At 49.5% G+C, this 15,245-nt stretch carries 20 protein-coding genes; 10 read left to right on the top strand and 10 right to left on the bottom strand.

The window, feature by feature from the left end; genetic code table 11:
- Positions 1-92 precede the first annotated feature (92 nt).
- From ACTJJS_RS27185 to ACTJJS_RS27175, 3 genes are read right to left on the bottom strand one after another with little or no spacing between them, the layout of a single operon-like run.
- The gene (locus ACTJJS_RS27185; RefSeq protein ID WP_440666570.1) at positions 93-530 is read right to left on the bottom strand and encodes a MarR family winged helix-turn-helix transcriptional regulator; all 438 of its coding nucleotides are present in this window, start codon (positions 528-530) and stop codon (positions 93-95) included.
- 24 nt (positions 531-554) lie between these two features.
- Positions 555-1,232, bottom strand: coding sequence for a type 1 glutamine amidotransferase domain-containing protein (locus ACTJJS_RS27180; RefSeq protein WP_168874161.1), 678 nt, complete (start codon positions 1,230-1,232; stop codon positions 555-557).
- Between the two features lie 10 nt (positions 1,233-1,242).
- Positions 1,243-1,668 carry an organic hydroperoxide resistance protein gene (locus ACTJJS_RS27175; protein ID WP_440666567.1) on the bottom strand — a complete coding sequence of 142 codons (426 nt, stop codon included), beginning with the start codon at positions 1,666-1,668 and terminating at the stop codon, positions 1,243-1,245.
- A gap of 540 nt (positions 1,669-2,208) precedes the next feature.
- Between ACTJJS_RS27175 and ACTJJS_RS27170 the strand changes: the two genes are divergently transcribed.
- The 5 genes from ACTJJS_RS27170 to ACTJJS_RS27150 all read left to right on the top strand — a co-directional run bounded on the left by ACTJJS_RS27170 (position 2,209) and on the right by ACTJJS_RS27150 (position 6,293).
- Complete coding sequence (locus ACTJJS_RS27170; protein WP_440666566.1) at positions 2,209-3,051, top strand: TIGR02452 family protein; 843 nt, start codon at positions 2,209-2,211, stop codon at positions 3,049-3,051.
- A gap of 6 nt (positions 3,052-3,057) precedes the next feature.
- Complete coding sequence (locus ACTJJS_RS27165) at positions 3,058-3,606, top strand: NADAR family protein (RefSeq protein ID WP_440666564.1); 549 nt, start codon at positions 3,058-3,060, stop codon at positions 3,604-3,606.
- Positions 3,606-4,148 (top strand): RNA 2'-phosphotransferase, encoded by a 543-nt coding sequence (locus ACTJJS_RS27160; RefSeq protein ID WP_440666563.1) that lies wholly within the window; start codon positions 3,606-3,608, stop codon positions 4,146-4,148. The genes ACTJJS_RS27165 and ACTJJS_RS27160 overlap by 1 nt, the downstream gene beginning before the upstream one ends.
- Positions 4,149-4,224: 76 nt before the next feature.
- A complete protein-coding gene (map, locus tag ACTJJS_RS27155) occupies positions 4,225-4,983 on the top strand; it encodes a type I methionyl aminopeptidase (protein WP_168874156.1) in 759 nt (252 codons plus the stop codon).
- Between the two features lie 125 nt (positions 4,984-5,108).
- Positions 5,109-6,293 (top strand): THUMP domain-containing class I SAM-dependent RNA methyltransferase, encoded by a 1,185-nt coding sequence (locus ACTJJS_RS27150; protein WP_440666560.1) that lies wholly within the window; start codon positions 5,109-5,111, stop codon positions 6,291-6,293.
- A gap of 51 nt (positions 6,294-6,344) precedes the next feature.
- Here ACTJJS_RS27150 and ACTJJS_RS27145 read toward each other — a convergent pair whose 3' ends face one another.
- The 3 genes from ACTJJS_RS27145 to ACTJJS_RS27135 form a co-directional block, all read right to left on the bottom strand.
- Positions 6,345-7,202 carry an alpha/beta fold hydrolase gene (locus tag ACTJJS_RS27145; RefSeq protein WP_440666559.1) on the bottom strand — a complete coding sequence of 286 codons (858 nt, stop codon included), beginning with the start codon at positions 7,200-7,202 and terminating at the stop codon, positions 6,345-6,347.
- A gap of 49 nt (positions 7,203-7,251) precedes the next feature.
- A complete protein-coding gene (locus ACTJJS_RS27140; RefSeq protein ID WP_440666557.1) occupies positions 7,252-7,836 on the bottom strand; it encodes a TetR/AcrR family transcriptional regulator in 585 nt (194 codons plus the stop codon).
- Positions 7,837-7,982: 146 nt separating this feature from the next.
- Positions 7,983-8,456, bottom strand: a complete 474-nt coding sequence (locus ACTJJS_RS27135) for an Lrp/AsnC ligand binding domain-containing protein (RefSeq protein ID WP_078672604.1) — start codon at positions 8,454-8,456, stop codon at positions 7,983-7,985.
- A 235-nt stretch (positions 8,457-8,691) separates the two neighbouring features.
- On the opposite strand from ACTJJS_RS27135, the gene ACTJJS_RS27130 reads away from it, so the two are divergent.
- Positions 8,692-9,879: a serine hydrolase domain-containing protein gene (locus tag ACTJJS_RS27130; protein WP_440666555.1), complete on the top strand. Its 1,188-nt coding sequence runs from the start codon at positions 8,692-8,694 to the stop codon at positions 9,877-9,879.
- A gap of 50 nt (positions 9,880-9,929) precedes the next feature.
- Complete coding sequence (locus tag ACTJJS_RS27125; protein WP_440666553.1) at positions 9,930-10,808, top strand: class I SAM-dependent methyltransferase; 879 nt, start codon at positions 9,930-9,932, stop codon at positions 10,806-10,808.
- Here the strand turns inward: ACTJJS_RS27125 and ACTJJS_RS27120 are convergent.
- The gene (locus ACTJJS_RS27120) at positions 10,805-11,224 is read right to left on the bottom strand and encodes a response regulator (protein WP_168874150.1); all 420 of its coding nucleotides are present in this window, start codon (positions 11,222-11,224) and stop codon (positions 10,805-10,807) included. The two genes, ACTJJS_RS27125 and ACTJJS_RS27120, sit on opposite strands and share 4 nt — an antisense overlap.
- Positions 11,225-11,403: 179 nt before the next feature.
- Here ACTJJS_RS27120 and ACTJJS_RS27115 point away from each other — a divergent pair, with 179 nt between their 5' ends.
- Positions 11,404-12,075, top strand: coding sequence for a hypothetical protein (locus ACTJJS_RS27115; protein ID WP_440666551.1), 672 nt, complete (start codon positions 11,404-11,406; stop codon positions 12,073-12,075).
- Positions 12,076-12,079: 4 nt separating this feature from the next.
- Here the strand turns inward: ACTJJS_RS27115 and ACTJJS_RS27110 are convergent, their stop codons facing one another.
- On the bottom strand, positions 12,080-12,523 hold the full coding sequence (locus ACTJJS_RS27110) for a nuclear transport factor 2 family protein (protein ID WP_440666549.1): 444 nt from the start codon (positions 12,521-12,523) through the stop codon (positions 12,080-12,082).
- Positions 12,524-12,604: 81 nt separating this feature from the next.
- Between ACTJJS_RS27110 and ACTJJS_RS27105 the strand changes: the two genes are divergently transcribed.
- Positions 12,605-12,832: a DUF3820 family protein gene (locus tag ACTJJS_RS27105; protein ID WP_440666548.1), complete on the top strand. Its 228-nt coding sequence runs from the start codon at positions 12,605-12,607 to the stop codon at positions 12,830-12,832.
- A gap of 85 nt (positions 12,833-12,917) precedes the next feature.
- Here the strand turns inward: ACTJJS_RS27105 and ACTJJS_RS27100 are convergent, their stop codons facing one another.
- Both ACTJJS_RS27100 and ACTJJS_RS27095 read right to left on the bottom strand, forming a co-directional pair.
- The gene (locus ACTJJS_RS27100; RefSeq protein WP_440666546.1) at positions 12,918-13,418 is read right to left on the bottom strand and encodes a bactofilin family protein; all 501 of its coding nucleotides are present in this window, start codon (positions 13,416-13,418) and stop codon (positions 12,918-12,920) included.
- Between the two features lie 9 nt (positions 13,419-13,427).
- Entirely contained in the window at positions 13,428-14,492 is a 1,065-nt protein-coding gene (locus ACTJJS_RS27095) for a ParM/StbA family protein (protein WP_168874146.1), read from the bottom strand.
- 246 nt (positions 14,493-14,738) lie between these two features.
- Between ACTJJS_RS27095 and ACTJJS_RS27090 the strand changes: the two genes are divergently transcribed.
- Complete coding sequence (locus tag ACTJJS_RS27090) at positions 14,739-15,104, top strand: hypothetical protein (RefSeq protein WP_440666544.1); 366 nt, start codon at positions 14,739-14,741, stop codon at positions 15,102-15,104.
- Positions 15,105-15,245: the final 141 nt, after the last annotated feature.

Genomic DNA, 15,245 nt, shown 5'->3' with positions numbered 1-15,245 from the left:
ACGATTGCATTTTACACTAAAATAATCATTTTTCGAAGAGAAGAAAGAGAATATTGATGAACGTTCGGGAGAGAGGGAAATGATACAACTGACTATCCTTTCAATGCCGGTTTAAGCCGGTACAGCAATGGTGTGATCGCATCTTTGATATCCTGCATTTCGGTAGCGGTGATGCCCAGGCTCTCGGCCAGGCGGAGCGGCGTTTCGGCCGCCCGTTGCTCCAGCGCAGCGCCCTGTGGCGTCAGCTGGATATTTACTACACGCTCGTCTTCTTTGCTGCGTACACGCCTGATCAGCTTCTTGGCTTCCAGCCGTTTCAGTAACGGGGTTAACGTGCCGGAATCCAGCATCAGCGTTTCTCCAAGTGTTTTTACATTCATGGACTGATGCTCCCATAGCAGCAACATCACCAGGTATTGCGGATACGTAAGGTCCAGCTCACCCAGGAATGGCTGATAATGGGAGGTGATCAGTCGCGATAATGCGTATATCGGAAAACAAAGTTGATTGGAGAATTTGAGCTGTTTCAATGTTCGCAATTTAACAACACAAAACTACGCTAATGTTTCCAGTAAAATACGGGCTACTTCTTCGGAGGACGCCGGGTTCTGGCCGGTGATCAGCAGGCCGTCCCGCAGCGCATAGGGATGCCAGTCCTTTTCCTTGCTGTAAATGCCGCCATTCTTTTTCAGCTCCTCTTCCACAAGAAAAGGAACGATCTTGGTCAGCTGCACGGCATCTTCTTCGGTATTGCTGAACCCTGTTACCTCTTTACCTTTTACCAGCGGCTCACCGTTAGGGGCTTTGACTTTGTTTAGCACGCCCGGTGCATGACAAACGAAGGCCACCGGCTTGTTCTGCTTGTAAAATGTCTCAATCAGTGCGATAGACACAGGGTCGTTGGCGAGGTCCCACAGCGGCCCGTGGCCGCCTGGATAAAATACTGCGTCGTAATCGTCGGCGGCTACCTCATTGAGCTTCGCGGTATGCGCCAGTTTGTTTTGCAGGGCCTGGTCTTCATTGAACCGCTGTGTGGCGGGCGTCTGAAAATCCGGAAGCTCGCTTTTCGGATCAATGGGAGGCTGCCCGCCCTTCGGCGACGCGATGGTGACTTCCGCGCCTGCATCTGCCAGCGCATAGTACGGTGCTGCAAATTCTTCTATCCAGAAACCAGTCTTCTGACCGGTGTTTCCCAATTCATCATGGGAGGTAAGCACAATTAATACTTTCATAAGAAACAGTTTAAATCACTTCAAGGTCAACGGAAATATTACCCTGTGTAGCCAGTGAATAAGGACATACCTGGTGCGCTTTTTCCACCAGCTCCCGGGCCAACTGCAGGTCGGTGTCCGGAACATGTACCCGCAGCTTTACAGATAACCCATAACCGCCCGCATTGTTCTTGCCCAGGCTAACTTCTGCGGTAACGCTGGTGGTACCGGTCTGTACCCGCTGTGTCCGGATCACCAGGTTAAGCGCCCCGTCAAAACAGGCGGCGTAACCGGCGGCAAACAGTTGTTCGGGGTTGGTATGTGCGCCGCCCTGGCCACCCATGGAGGTCGGCATTCTTACTTCAAGGTCCAGTACGCCGTCAGATGTGCGGACATGGCCGCTTCTGCCGCCTGTGGCGGTGGCTTGCGCGGTATAAATTGTTTCTGTGATTGTCATAATTTGAATTTTAGCAGTGTAAAATTAAATTGTGTGCAACTTAATTCCAAATATTTTTTTCTGTGGTTACACCAGCGGTCAGTACACCAGACCATATAACCAGTGAATTAAAACCCTGACATTAACTGCTCCGCAGTGTCCGGATGGGCTGCCAGCAGTAATGAAAAGCGGGGAATGGACGGATACCACGCGGCTCGGAAGTTCTTACACAAACACGGGAATCGCCGGATATAAAGCCAAATAGATTCGCTGCTTCGTCAACAAGAGGCGCAAACGCCTGTAGGTACGGGCTATACCTGCAATCTCTCGGCACCATCCGGTAAATAGTTTGGCAACGTCAAAGACTATACGCATATTTCAGCCCCCAGCTCGGTCTGGCCGGGGCTTTCTGTATCCAGACCATCCTGAAAAGAAAAAAATGTTGCCCGTTAAAATAAATTTGTTTTACTTTGCGTCATAATGACGTAAACAAATATCAGCATAGGAAGCAGTACCCCATTTGATGCGCTTTCAATCACCTGATGTATAATTGATGACAACATGAAAAAAGAAACAAGGGCAAAGATTGCCTGGGAAACACTGGACATCCTGACCAGTGGCAGTTATGTTAATCCCCGCGGAAAAACAGTAAACATTCAGCCCGCCCTGCAAGATGCCGCCAGCAACACTGTATTATACCGACCTGATGACTTTGAAACGGTTTATCTTCAGCGCGACCAACAGCCTGTTCAGCACGAAGGCCGTATTGAAGTAACAGGTGAAAGCACTTATGCGGCCGCCTATCGGTTGGTAGTAGAAGAGAAGCAGGCGAATGTTTGCTGCCTGAACTTTGCTTCTGCTAAAAATCCGGGTGGTGGTTTCCTTAAAGGCGCCCATGCACAGGAAGAGGCACTGGCCAGGGCCAGCGGCCTGTACACCTGCCTGCAGCAGCAGCCCGAAATGTATCAGATCAACAGGAACAACGGCAGCTGTCTTTATACGGACCATATGATATATTCTCCATTGGTGCCGGTATTCCGCAACGATGCCGGTCAGCTGCTGGAAGACTATTATACGGTATCAGTTATCACGGCGCCTGCCGTAAATGCAGGAGCAGTGAACGACAATGAGCCGGAAAATATCAACCGCATCAAACCGGTCATGTTGGCCAGAATGGAGAAACTGTTGTCTGTAGCCGTGGCACAGCAACAGACCACCCTGGTACTCGGTGCCTGGGGCTGCGGCGTATTCCGTAACAATAAAGAAGATGTGGCCGGATGGTTTGCCTCCCTGCTGAACTGTGACACATTCCGCCATCGTTTCGCTAAAGTGGTATTTGCGGTATATGATAATACGGCCGGTCAGGACACGGTCCGTACTTTTAAAAACAAACTAACTAATTAATTAAGCATGTCTTATAATAATCAGTGGCTGATCGAAAAGTATCAGCGTAAAGATAAAATCAAGTACCTGTTTTTCTGGGGACATCAGGAATCACCCAATGGTACGGTTACGCAGAGTTGTTTAAGCCAGTGGTGGGTAGCACCCTTCCGGGAAAACAGTATCACTTATCCTACCGCAGAACACTGGATGATGGCCGGGAAAGCGCGCCTGTTCAACGACGAGGCGACCCTGCAGCGCATCCTGAAAGCAAAAACGCCTGCTGAAGCCAAGAAACTCGGCCGACTGGTACAATCATTCGATCCTGTGTTGTGGGATGAAAACAAATCTGCTATCGTGATCGCTGGTAACCTGTTGAAGTTTTCCCAGCATCCGGACTTAAAAACATTTTTATTAAACACGAAAGACCGCGTCCTGGTAGAAGCCAGTCCGGTCGATTCCATATGGGGCATCGGTATGAAGTCCGATCACGAACATGTGGAGAACCCCCTGCGCTGGAAAGGCCAGAACCTGCTGGGTTATGCGCTCATGGCGGTCAGGGACAAACTATTATCATAATGGACCAGAAAAGAAGAAAAAATATCAGCAAATTCATGAGCCTTGTACTGCGGCATAGCCCGGAAATTATCGGTCTGCAACTGGATGATCAGGGTTGGGCCGATGTACAGGAACTAATGGGCAAAGCCGCCCGTAAAGGCCAGCGGTTCAGCATGGAAGAGCTGCTGGCAGTGGTAGCGGAATGTGAAAAACAACGTTTCGCGATCAATGAAGACCACACGCGCATCCGGGCCAACCAGGGGCATTCTATTGATGTGTCGCTGGACCTCGAAACGGCTACACCACCGGAATACCTGTACCACGGCACTGTAGGAAAATTTATGCAGGCAATCCGGCAGGAGGGACTGCGCAAAATGAGCCGGCACCATGTACACCTTTCCGAACAAAGAGATACCGCCACCGCCGTAGGCGCACGCAGAGGCCAACCAGTGATACTCACCGTCCACAGTGGCCGCATGTACCGGGACGGCATCACCTTTTTCCGGTCGGCCAACAACGTATGGCTGACAGACAACGTACCGGCGAAGTATATTGAGTTTTAAAAGTGGCGGCGCCAGTCGCCACTTTTGATGGTTTGCAATGCTTTTGCTACCTTTATTATGAACAAAAACAGCAGCTATGTCAATTACATCAGAAGCGGAATTACAAGGAATGAAAAGGATCAGTGAAGTAGTGGCCGTTACGTTGAAGGAGATGCGCAACTACGCCAAACCGGGTATGTCCGCAAAGGAAGTAGACGAATTCGGAGGAGAAGTACTGCAACGGTATGGTGCTAAATCCGCCCCCAAACTTACCTACGGTTTTCCCGGGTGGACGTGCATCAGCATCAACAACGAAATAGCCCATGGTATTCCCCATGCTACAAAGATCCTGCAGGAAGGTGATCTGGTGAACATCGACGTATCTGCGGAACTGGATGGTTTCTGGGCAGACAACGGCGGCTCATTTGTATTGGGCAATGACCTGCACCGGCACCTGCCACTGGTCAACGCTTCCCGCAACATCCTGTATAAAGCGCTTGGCCAGATCCGTGGCGGCGTAAAAATCGCTGACATCGGAAAGCTGATAGAAAAGGAAGCAGCGAAAGCCGGTTTTACCGTCATCCGTAACCTGGCCGGTCACGGTGTAGGCAGAGGCCTGCACGAAGCGCCGGAAGATATTCTCAACTGCTACGAAAAACGCAATAAGGAACGCTTCCGTAAAAACAGCGTTGTGGCCGTGGAAACTTTTATTTCTACCCACTCCAACTACGCCAACCAGGCCAATGACGGCTGGACGCTTATCGGCAACAAAGGCGGATTTGTAGCCCAGCACGAACATACCATCGTTATCACAGATGGTGCGCCTATCATCCTCACAGCAGATAACGAGATTTAGGAATTTGGATATTTTGTTATTAAGTCACTGACAGCGTTCCTTCACAGAGACACTTTCCCGGCAACTCAATAACAAAATATCCAAATACCAAAATTTCTAAATAACCAAATGTTTACATTTGCCGGATGATGTCTTTATATACAAAGAAAGCACCGGTAACCGTCACCTGTCACAAACGGTTGACTCCTTACCTCGAACAGGAAATAAAAGAACTGGGTTTTACCGTTGAAGAAACTTTTGTAACGGGCGTACGCCTGTTAGCCTCCGTCAATGAATGTATCCGCTTAAACCTCCAACTGCGCTGCGCCAGCCAGGTATTATACAGTCTCCAACAGTTCGAAGCCTTTAATGCCGACGATATATACAGGGAGCTGAAATCGTATCCCTGGGAAACCTTGCTCCCGGCCGACGGATACTTCTCCATTACCAGTAATGTACAGAATGAGACCATCAATAACAGCATGTTTGCCAACCTGCGGGTGAAAGATGCTGTGATAGACCGTATGCGCGAAAAAACCGGCCAACGCCCGTCCACGGGGGCTGAGCTGAATGGTGCTGTGGTCCACCTGTTCTGGAAAAATGAACATGCGGAAATATTTATTGATACCTCCGGCGATTCACTGGGCCGTCACGGCTACCGCAAAATACCCGGAAAAGCACCGATGCTGGAAGGACTGGCAGCAGCCACTATTCTGGCTACGCGCTGGGACCGCCGTTCACCGTTTATCAACCCGATGTGCGGCTCCGGCACCGTTGCCATTGAAGCGGCACTGATAGCCACTAACAGCCGTCCTGGCCTGTTCCGCAACAACTATGCTTTTATGCACCTGCTGGGATATGATGAAAAGATATATCTGGAGGAACGGGGTATCCTGGAAAGCCAGATCGTAGACGTACCGGAACTGAAGATCATTGCAACGGACCTAAGCCCGCTGGCCGTGGAGAATGCCCGGAAAAACGCGCGCGCAGCGGGCGTAGCGGATATGATCACGTTCTCTGTCTGCGATTTTGCCGCCACACCGGTGCCTGAAGAAGGAGGTGGGATAGTATATATGAACCCCGAATACGGCCTGCGTCTGGGAGAAATCACGGCGCTGGAAGAAACCTATGGCCGTATCGGTGATTTTATGAAACAGCGTTGTGGTGGTTACACCGGTTACATCTTCACCGGCAACCTGGACCTGGCCAAGAAGATTGGCCTTAAAGCCAAACGCAGGATAGAGTTTTATAACAGTACGCTCGATTGCCGGCTCCTGGAATACGAACTGTACGCCGGTACCCGCGATGCCCGTAAGCTTGCGCAGGAATAGAACAGCAGGGTCGGCATGCCAGGAGGTATGCCGACCGGCCTTTTTATTCTCTTATGATTGTTCCCCTTTCTTCAGAAATGTTTTGATCAGTGCGGCCACTTCGTCGCAGTATTCCTCCAGTAAAAAGTGCCCCCCTTCAAACAAGTGCAGTTCTGCGTCCGGCAGGTCCCGGAGGTAAGCGACAGCGCCTTCTCCCGGGAAGATATTGTCATTTTTGCCCCATGTGATCAGGGTGCGTGGCTGATGCTGGCGTAACCATGCCTGCCACGCCGGGTACAGCGTAAAGTTGGTGCCGTAGTTGGCAAACAATACCCGCTGTATGGGCTTGTCGATCACAGCAGCGTCAAAAGTCCAGCTGTCCGGTGAAATGCGGGACGGGTCAGCAGCGCCTACCAGGTTGTCCGTGCGCATTCCTTCAATGCTCAGCATGCGGTCCACCGCTGCGGCCAGCGCTACCGGATCACCGGCTTCCTGTAAGCGGCCTATCTCCTGGACGAGTGGTCCCAGCCCCTCCGTATAGGCGTTGGCGTTTTGGACCAGCAGGGAGGCCACCCATTCAGGGTGACGGGCAATAATGCGAAAGCCTACAGGGCCGCCATAATCCTGCATGTACAAATGGAACCTGGTGATGCCCAGCTGTATGATAAACTGTTCCATGACGGCAGCCACGTTGTCAAAGGTGTAGGTGAATACGTCCGTCGCCGGCTTGCTGCTGTAGCCAAAACCAGGATAGTCGGGCGCTATTACGTGATAGTCTTCCGCCAGCGCCGGTATCAGGTGGCGGTACATGTGGGAGGAAGACGGGAAACCGTGCAATAGCAGTACTACCGGGGCGTTCGGGTTGCCTGCCTCGCGGTAAAAAATGTCCAGATCGTTGATAGTGACGGTGCGGTAAGATGTTGCGCTCATATATGTTTTTTAAATTGTACTATTTGGTACAAAATTGATAAAAAAAATGTCAGAAGACAGGGGAGAGGTTGAGTTCAATCAACGCGGAGAGTCCATCGGCATGAGGATACATCCGCCGGGTGATATTCAGTCCGTTCCACAGGTTCACCAGGTGCCTGGCCAGTACAGGCGCCGGCGTTTTGGTTTTTAGCCGGCCGCTTTTCTGTCCTTGCTCCATCACGGCGGTGAACAGCTGTTCCATTTCCTGGAGGCGGTGTACGGCCTTGCGTTCCAGTGCCGGTTCTGTGTGTGACAGCTCCGCGATGGTGTTGCCCATAAAGCAGCCTTTCATATGCACCGCGCGACTTTCCTGCGCAATATGCCGGAAGAAATCCAGTACAGCAGTCACCGGATCATCGCCTGTGGCAACGGCAGCTTGCAGGTCTGTAAAAGCCCGTGTGCTGAACTGCTCCATCGTCTTTTCAAAAATTTCCTGTTTACCGCCAGGGAACGCGTTATAAAAACTGCCTTTCCCGATTCCCATGGCTGTCAGCAAATCTTCGGTGGACGTAGCCTCGTAGCCCCGTTCCCAGAAGACGGCCATTGCTTTGCGGATCACTTCCTGCTCGTCAAATATGCGGTTTCTTCCTGCCATGATTTAAATTGTACTATTTGGTACAAAAATAGCAAAAAATATTAAACAACAAAATTTCCGGATGGAACAAAAGGGTTATCAGGGAGAAGAAGGAGGTCGAAAAAAAAGAATGAAGGCGGTAAGGCCTTCATTCACTGCTATGATCGTTAACTTATTTCACTCACATTGACAGGCCGCGAGAAACTTTCTTCCAGCGAAATAATCGTTTCTGTACGCTCGATGCCTTTGATATGCTGCAAATCATCCTGTAATATCTTACGCAGCTCCGCACTGTCACGGCAGATGATCTCTGCAAACATGCTGTAAGCGCCCGTTGTATAGTTTAACCGCACAATCTGCGGTATCTTCAGCAACTGCCTGGCCACATTCTCATACAGGGAACTTTTTTCCAGATAAATACCAATGAAAGCCAATACATCGTAACCGATCGCCCGAAGGTTCACCTGCAACCGGGTACCTTTGATCACGCCCATTTCGTGCAACTTCTTAATGCGCACATGGATAGTACCGCCTGATACAAACAGCTTTTTACCCAATTCGGCATATGAAATACCGGCATCTGTTGACATTTCTGAAATGATCTGTAAATCTAATTTGTCAATATTTAAAGAGTGGCTCATTTTCGCAGGGCGATTTAGATTATTTTCTAAAAATATGCATTTTATTGCAATAATCGCAAAAAAATATGAATTACAAGTTTCCCCGGGCCGTTTTTTGAGGGAATATGTTTTATATCCGTACACGAACGGCCATTTCCGAACATCCATGGATCGCCAATGACGCCTATCCTGCTGAAAACCAATAATCCGGCTATCTGGCATGTTTTTGTTTTCCCTGGTAGAAAATTTACGCCCGATGAAAACAATATCATCCCTGTTACTCACCTGTTTCCTTGCAGCAACCTGCCTCGCGCAGTCCATCAAACGACTTGACAACACGACCATTGCGCCGCAGGCGTTGACAGCTCGCATACAACAGCTCATGGACACCGCGCGTGTAACCGGCATGACGATAGCCGTTTTTAACCGCAATAAACCTGTTTATGTACGCGCCTTTGGCTTCGCAGACAAAACAACAAAAGCTCCAATGGACACCGGCACCATCTTCTGGGCCTGCTCCTACAGCAAGGCGGTATTTGCCTACTGTGTGATGAAACTGGTGGACCAGCACGTCATTGATCTGGACACACCTTTGGTGAGATATCTTCCCAAATCCTTACCGGATTATGTGTTCGATAAAAAAACGAGAGGGTACCAGGATATCCGGGAAGATCATCGTTATGAAAAAATAACGGCCCGCATGTGCCTCGACCACACTACCGGACTCCCCAACTACCGCGGGTTTGAAGAAGACGGAAAACTGAAGATCAAATCCGGTCCCGGTACTTTGTACGGTTATTCCGGTGAAGGCATCTACCTGTTGCAGTTTGTATTGGAACAAATCACCGGCAAGGACTATGAAACCATCGCGCAGGAACAGGTATTCAAACCGCTGGGAATGAGCCACAGCAGCTATATCTGGCAGAAAGCATTCGATACGCGCCACTGCCTGGGGCATGATACAGCGCAGCATGCCTATGAATTTGATGCCAGGACCCGCGCGCACGCCGCCGGTTCCCTTTATACCACTATCACCGACTGGGACCGGTTTCTGACGGCCATGCTCACCGGTGAAGGCCTTAGCCGTAAAAGCGCCGCAGCGATGCTACAGGCACAGATACCCATCCTCTCAAAAAAACAGTTCGGCCCTGAAGCCTGGGTGTATGACAAAACACCTGCCACCACCAATATTTTTTACGGACTGGGCGTTGGCCTGCTGAAAACACCTGTCGGCACGGCTTTCTTTAAAGAAGGTCACAGCGAAGGCTGGGGGCACTATACCATCGCCTTCCCGGAAAAACAGATGGCGGTTGCGATCATGACAAACAGCGATAACGGGGAAGACATCTTTAAAGCTTTGCTGGAGACGGCTATCGGAGACGTATATACGCCGTGGTACTGGGAAAACTATATTCCTTACAATTACACGACAGCGAAATATTGATAATTTCATCCTGATTATGTAAATTGTCTTTCTCCAAAAAAGACACAACCATGAAGGAATCTGCCTCGAGTAAAACCGCGCAGTATATGGCACTATTCCGTGCTATGGAAACCACCCGTTCAGAAAAAAAAAGAGTATTCAGGGATAAATATGCACACCTCTTTTTGTCACCCGGTTTGAAGGTGGCCGCATGGTTGAGCCATCTGCGCGTTTTTCGTAAGGTAGTTGAAAATATTATCCGCAAAAAAATTCCTGGCGCTTATACCTCCGGCATAGCCCGCACCCGGTTAATAGATGAGTTACTGGAGGAAGCCGTCCGTAAAGGAGTCCGGCAGGTCATGATCCTGGGGGCCGGCTTCGATACCAGGGGCCTCCGGCTGCCGTTTCTGCATGGTATGCCAGTCATCGAAATAGACCATCCCAATACGGCCAAATACAAGCTGTCAAGGCTCAGCAGGCAACATATTCCCAGGCATATCCGCTACTACCAGATAGATTTCAACCGGCAGAGCCTTGACCAGCTGGGGGCGCAGCATCAATTCGATTTTACGGTGCCCACTGCCATCATCTGGGAAGGAGTGACCAACTACCTCACCACGGAAGCTATTGACAGTACTTTTGCCTTTCTGCAACGGTTCCCGCCAGGATCTCATGTCATCTTCACCTATGTGCACCAGGAAGTGCTGGACAATCCGGCGACTTTTACAGGCGCTGAAAAACTACTGAAAGACGTTGCTAACCTGGAAGAGAAATGGACTTTCGGTTTTGAACCGTCCGCATTGGCCGCTTACCTGCAGCGTTTCGGGTTCACCCTCACAAAAGACCTCGGGGCCGATGAATACCGGGCGCTTTATCTGAATGGAAGGGAAAAAGAAAAAGGGTATGAATTTTACCGGGTGGCTTTCGCCCGCCGGACAGAAGAGGGTTAATGTAAAGAAGAAGTACCTCTGGCTAACACGATCTGCAATAACTTACACAGGTCGTCAAACCGTGCTGGTTTGGTGATATAATCCACGGCGCCCATGGAACGGGCGGTGGATATTTCCCGGGGTTCATCACTGGTGCTGTAAATAATCACCGGGATATCTTTCAGGTGTTCAATATCCTTGATCCGCTCCAGGAAAACAATCCCATTCATCAATGGCATATTCAGGTCCAGAAAAATAAGGTCGGGTTTGTAAGCGCGGGTACAAAGATTGTCCAATGCCTCCTGACCGTTGCCGGCTGTGAGGCATTTTACAGGATGATTCAGTTCCGCCAGCGCCAGTTTGAAAAGCTCCTGGTCATCTGTATCATCGTCCACCAACAGGAGGGTTTTTAGCTCTCCATGATCCTTGTATTCCATATAGCGGTCTCCAGGTTATAAATGTACGGTTTATTCTCTGAATAAAAGGTGCTCAAAATACTATATAATTCATTCACGCTCACGCCTATATGTAGCGTTTAAAGCTGAACATTTTGACGCTGTGGATGTTATCCATATAGACACAACCCCCTTTTCCGGGGATTGTTAAAAAAAATTTTATGTGTACATTATTTGCATCTTTTGGCCGCCGCTACCAGGGATATATTGCCCTGCTGGCGATAGCGCTGTTTATAGCCGCTTGCGGCACTTCTGTTCACATGACCGGTACCTGGAAAGACCCGGCAGCTGAACAAGGCGGTTACCACAATATCCTGGTGGCCGGCCTCAGCTCCAACCAGACAGCACGCGCCACCGTGGAAGGTAAACTGGTTGCACAGTTACAACAACACGGCGTGATGGCAGGGAAAAGCATCGATCTGTTTCCGCCCAACTTCGACCCTAAAAAGGAAGAATCAGTAAAAAACGCTTCCGGCAAAATCGAAGCTGCCGGCTACAAGGCGGTGCTGACCGTGACGCTGGTCAACAAGGAGTCTGAAACCCGTTATGTGCCCGGCTCCGTGATGTATGCGCCATATCCTGCCTATGGCTGGTATGGCCGGTTCTGGGGCTACTATGGCTACATGTACAATTCCGTGTATTCACCGGGATACTATACAACTGACAAGGTCTATTTCCTGGAAAGCAACTTGTACGACCTTACCCAGGACGGGAAACTGGTGTGGTCCGGCCAGTCAGAAACCTATAACCCCAACAGCCTCGAATCTTTTGCGACCGCCTATGCCAAAAAAGTGGCGGAGGCATTGCAGAACAACGGACTGCTAAAACGGTAGCCGGTCAGTTGGACGGCTGGTTGTCATAATAGGTGCGGTCCTGGATGATCTTGCCGTCTTCAACGGTAAAAACCACGCAAATGGGGAGTTGCCATTTTTTGCCGTCCCGGCCTGTGGCGCTGGAAACAAATTCAACGATGATATGGTTTTTATCGCCGTAGATTTCTTTTACCTCATCATGAACATCAGGGAACAAGTGATGGAGGCCCTGGTATTTTTTTGTCAGCTGGGAACGGGTGAGCGTCACCATTTCCGGACCGGATTCGGGGTCCAGGAACCGGGCCGAATCAGCGTAGCAGGCCGCCATCTTATGCCAGTCGTGTTCATTGAACGCAGCAAACATTTCCTTTACTACCTGAACATGAGGGTTGGACAGGCTGATTTTTCCTCCCGGCTGAACGCAAGATGCCAACAGGAAAAGAGAGAAAAATGTACAGTACATTTTCATAGCAGGGTAATTGGTTTGAGTGAAATCAAATTACGAAGAAGTACGATAAAAGCCTAACTTGCCTGTTTTATAATTGATTTTATGGAGATGACACAACCGAATCCGGAGATATTGCAACAACTGGTGACCATGAAAATGCCCTTCGGGAAATATAAGGACGTTGTGCTGTGCGATTTGCCGGTAAGTTATCTGGAATGGTTTCAGCGCAATGGTTTTCCCAAAGGGAAACTGGGCATGATGCTGGAAACGATGCTGATCATCAAAATGAACGGCCTCACACATTTGCTGACGCCACTGAAAAAACAATAATGCCTGAAAGAAAAGAGGCTGCCTCGTTTGCGGGCAGCCTCTCCAAATAACGTTTAAGTATATACGTTGTTTAGTCAGGACATGGTTAAAACCAACTGGTGGTTTGTTCTTCTTCTTCGTTGGCGGCCGACGCGGCAGGAGTTGCAGCGGCAGCAGTAACAGGAAGGGTTTCTCCCGCCACAGGAGAATGATGTGGTTCTACAGCGGATGGTGTTTCCGTTTTAGGCGTGGGAAGCACATTTTTACGGATGGCTCCCTCCACGACCGCGCCCTCTTCCAGTTCAAGGACAATGGCATTCACATCTCCCTTGACGAAGGCTTTATTGCTAATATGCGCTTTGTTGCTGATATACACGTCTCCATACACTTTTCCGTGTACAACGAGGTCGGCAGCGTAAATATGCCCTTTAATGCTGGCAGTTTCGCTCACTACCAGTTTGCCGGTCGTTTTTACATTACCCTTTACGTTTCCGTCAATCCGTCCTGAAATCGTAGCGTCGATGCTGCCGTTTACGGATACTTCTTTCGGGATACGAAATGCTCCCGGTACAATAATGTTTCGGAAAAAATGTCTCACACTTATCACACAAAGAAATTAGAGGGTTATGGGATTATTTACGACTGGTTGATGCTCGTCATCGAATGTAGAGATAATAGAACTGGAGTTGCCCAGGTCGAGGCCTACGCTCCGTTGAGGTTTATTGTCCGATATCCGAAGACTGTTATAAAGATAACCAATACTCATGAGTTTTTCAGGATCGGGCGCCACTTCTACCGGAATAAAATCACGGAACTCTTCCTGGAAGGCATCGGTCAGTTCTTTATAGTAAGCACCGCCACCCATCAGGTATATTTTTTCGCAGCTTTCAAAGTCCAGATCAGTGAAGTAGCTACGCATCAGCGGAGATACCACTTCTTTGTAATACTGTGTCAGCACGCCTTTACGCATCTCCCGCAGGTCAATGCGTTTGCGGTTGGTGAAAATGGAGCCTTTCATAAAGGCATCGTCTACCTGGTGTTCGTTTTTCATCTCCAGGTAGTGTTTCTGGTTCAGTTCACGGGTCAGGTTGTTGATAGCGTAACGGATACCGTGGGAGCTGAAGCAGGTACGGTGTACCAGCCCGTCGCCGGTGGCCATGCCGCCTTCTATAGTGCCGAAACCGAAGCTGATAGCGATGAAATTGTCCAACTGCGGTTCGTTGATGGTCTTTTTCAGGCCAATGATGCCGCCTACGATCTCAGGGATGACTTCATATTTTTCGATGTCGAACATCGCTTTTTTGAAAGACCCTTTGGTATTGTAGGTCTGCGTATCATAGTCGATGAGGAAATGCCGTTTGCTCAGGAACTGCTCAGCGGCGGTTTTGTAGACATTGTAAGTGGAAAAAGGGAAGCCCATAGTGAGCGCAATGGGTTGCTGTACTTTGTCGGCGGTATTCAGCAGCGCCGCTTTGAACAGGATTTCATAGTCTTCTTCAGTCGGAGCTGCATTGGTAATCCTTCCGGGATTGATGCCTCCTCGTTTGGCCAGGTTGCCTACCAGATACCAGGTTTCATCTTTTTTGATCTTCAAGCCGTTGAGCAAATCCTTGCTCGAGTTTTCGGTGTTCCCAAAGGCAGTCTCAAAAACGCTGGGAAAACTGGTTGTAGTTACTTTCATAGTGTTGTATTGATAATAACGGTTGTTTTCTCAATTTAGCCGGGATGAGGGTTTCATCATGATACTAAACAGGGCTTAAATATATAAAATATTAGTAAACAAGGGGATGACAATCGCTGAATGTAAGTTAAATTTAATACAGGTTCTCTGAATTACAAAATACGACATCATACTAAAAAGGCCGGATTCCCGTTTTTTAAGAGTCCCCCTTGTCCCTGCCTGCATTCACCTTTTATCTGGTTTTTCATGCGATCCATGCGATATGCCTGGCTGCTTTCAGGGCTGCTATGGGCTTGTAACTCCTCCCAAAAAATTTATACCGCCCCCGCCATCGGTGCGGAAGCGCAGTTCGACAAAGGGCTGCGTCCCGAAAAACATCCTAAATACCTGTTCGATAAAAAGACAATGAAAGACCTCGAACGGCAGGGCGTGGTGTCTGAATACAACAGCAAACGGAGAAATACCGCCCCTACGGCACCCGTGAAAAAAGCCGGTGGCGATGGCCCCGCCGCCACAGACTCCACCGCGCATACAAAAGACAGCATCGGTACCATGCTGCCTCATCCGGCAGACAGCGTGCGGCCGCAACCGGATAGTATTCCTCATGGCTAAAATGTACCTTTTTCGCTACGTTTCAGAAGCGCAGGTGTCAGGCTAAAAGAAACCGGAACACATCGTAGCCCAGGGCTTCAGCCCTGGGAGATCCGCGAAAATCCCTATTTTTGAAGAACAAGCCCTTCAGTTTGCGGCTCT

The sequence above is a fragment of the Chitinophaga sp. 22308 genome (assembly GCF_052045305.1).
In the GTDB taxonomy this organism is placed as follows: Bacteria; Bacteroidota; Bacteroidia; order Chitinophagales; family Chitinophagaceae; genus Chitinophaga; species Chitinophaga varians_A.
This window is presented reverse-complemented; position numbering and strand designations above follow the sequence as displayed.

Coding starts and splice junctions, on each gene's coding strand:
- ACTJJS_RS27180 (WP_168874161.1), bottom strand. CDS start 1,232: ATGAAAGTATTAATTGTGCTTACCTCCCATGATGAATTGGGAAACACC.
- ACTJJS_RS27175 (WP_440666567.1), bottom strand. CDS start 1,668: ATGACAATCACAGAAACAATTTATACCGCGCAAGCCACCGCCACAGGC.
- ACTJJS_RS27170 (WP_440666566.1), top strand. CDS start 2,209: ATGAAAAAAGAAACAAGGGCAAAGATTGCCTGGGAAACACTGGACATC.
- ACTJJS_RS27165 (WP_440666564.1), top strand. CDS start 3,058: ATGTCTTATAATAATCAGTGGCTGATCGAAAAGTATCAGCGTAAAGAT.
- ACTJJS_RS27160 (WP_440666563.1), top strand. CDS start 3,606: ATGGACCAGAAAAGAAGAAAAAATATCAGCAAATTCATGAGCCTTGTA.
- map (WP_168874156.1), top strand. CDS start 4,225: ATGTCAATTACATCAGAAGCGGAATTACAAGGAATGAAAAGGATCAGT.
- ACTJJS_RS27150 (WP_440666560.1), top strand. CDS start 5,109: ATGATGTCTTTATATACAAAGAAAGCACCGGTAACCGTCACCTGTCAC.
- ACTJJS_RS27145 (WP_440666559.1), bottom strand. CDS start 7,202: ATGAGCGCAACATCTTACCGCACCGTCACTATCAACGATCTGGACATT.
- ACTJJS_RS27140 (WP_440666557.1), bottom strand. CDS start 7,836: ATGGCAGGAAGAAACCGCATATTTGACGAGCAGGAAGTGATCCGCAAA.
- ACTJJS_RS27135 (WP_078672604.1), bottom strand. CDS start 8,456: ATGAGCCACTCTTTAAATATTGACAAATTAGATTTACAGATCATTTCA.
- ACTJJS_RS27130 (WP_440666555.1), top strand. CDS start 8,692: ATGAAAACAATATCATCCCTGTTACTCACCTGTTTCCTTGCAGCAACC.
- ACTJJS_RS27125 (WP_440666553.1), top strand. CDS start 9,930: ATGAAGGAATCTGCCTCGAGTAAAACCGCGCAGTATATGGCACTATTC.
- ACTJJS_RS27120 (WP_168874150.1), bottom strand. CDS start 11,224: ATGGAATACAAGGATCATGGAGAGCTAAAAACCCTCCTGTTGGTGGAC.
- ACTJJS_RS27115 (WP_440666551.1), top strand. CDS start 11,404: ATGTGTACATTATTTGCATCTTTTGGCCGCCGCTACCAGGGATATATT.
- ACTJJS_RS27110 (WP_440666549.1), bottom strand. CDS start 12,523: ATGAAAATGTACTGTACATTTTTCTCTCTTTTCCTGTTGGCATCTTGC.
- ACTJJS_RS27105 (WP_440666548.1), top strand. CDS start 12,605: ATGGAGATGACACAACCGAATCCGGAGATATTGCAACAACTGGTGACC.
- ACTJJS_RS27095 (WP_168874146.1), bottom strand. CDS start 14,492: ATGAAAGTAACTACAACCAGTTTTCCCAGCGTTTTTGAGACTGCCTTT.
- ACTJJS_RS27090 (WP_440666544.1), top strand. CDS start 14,739: ATGCGATCCATGCGATATGCCTGGCTGCTTTCAGGGCTGCTATGGGCT.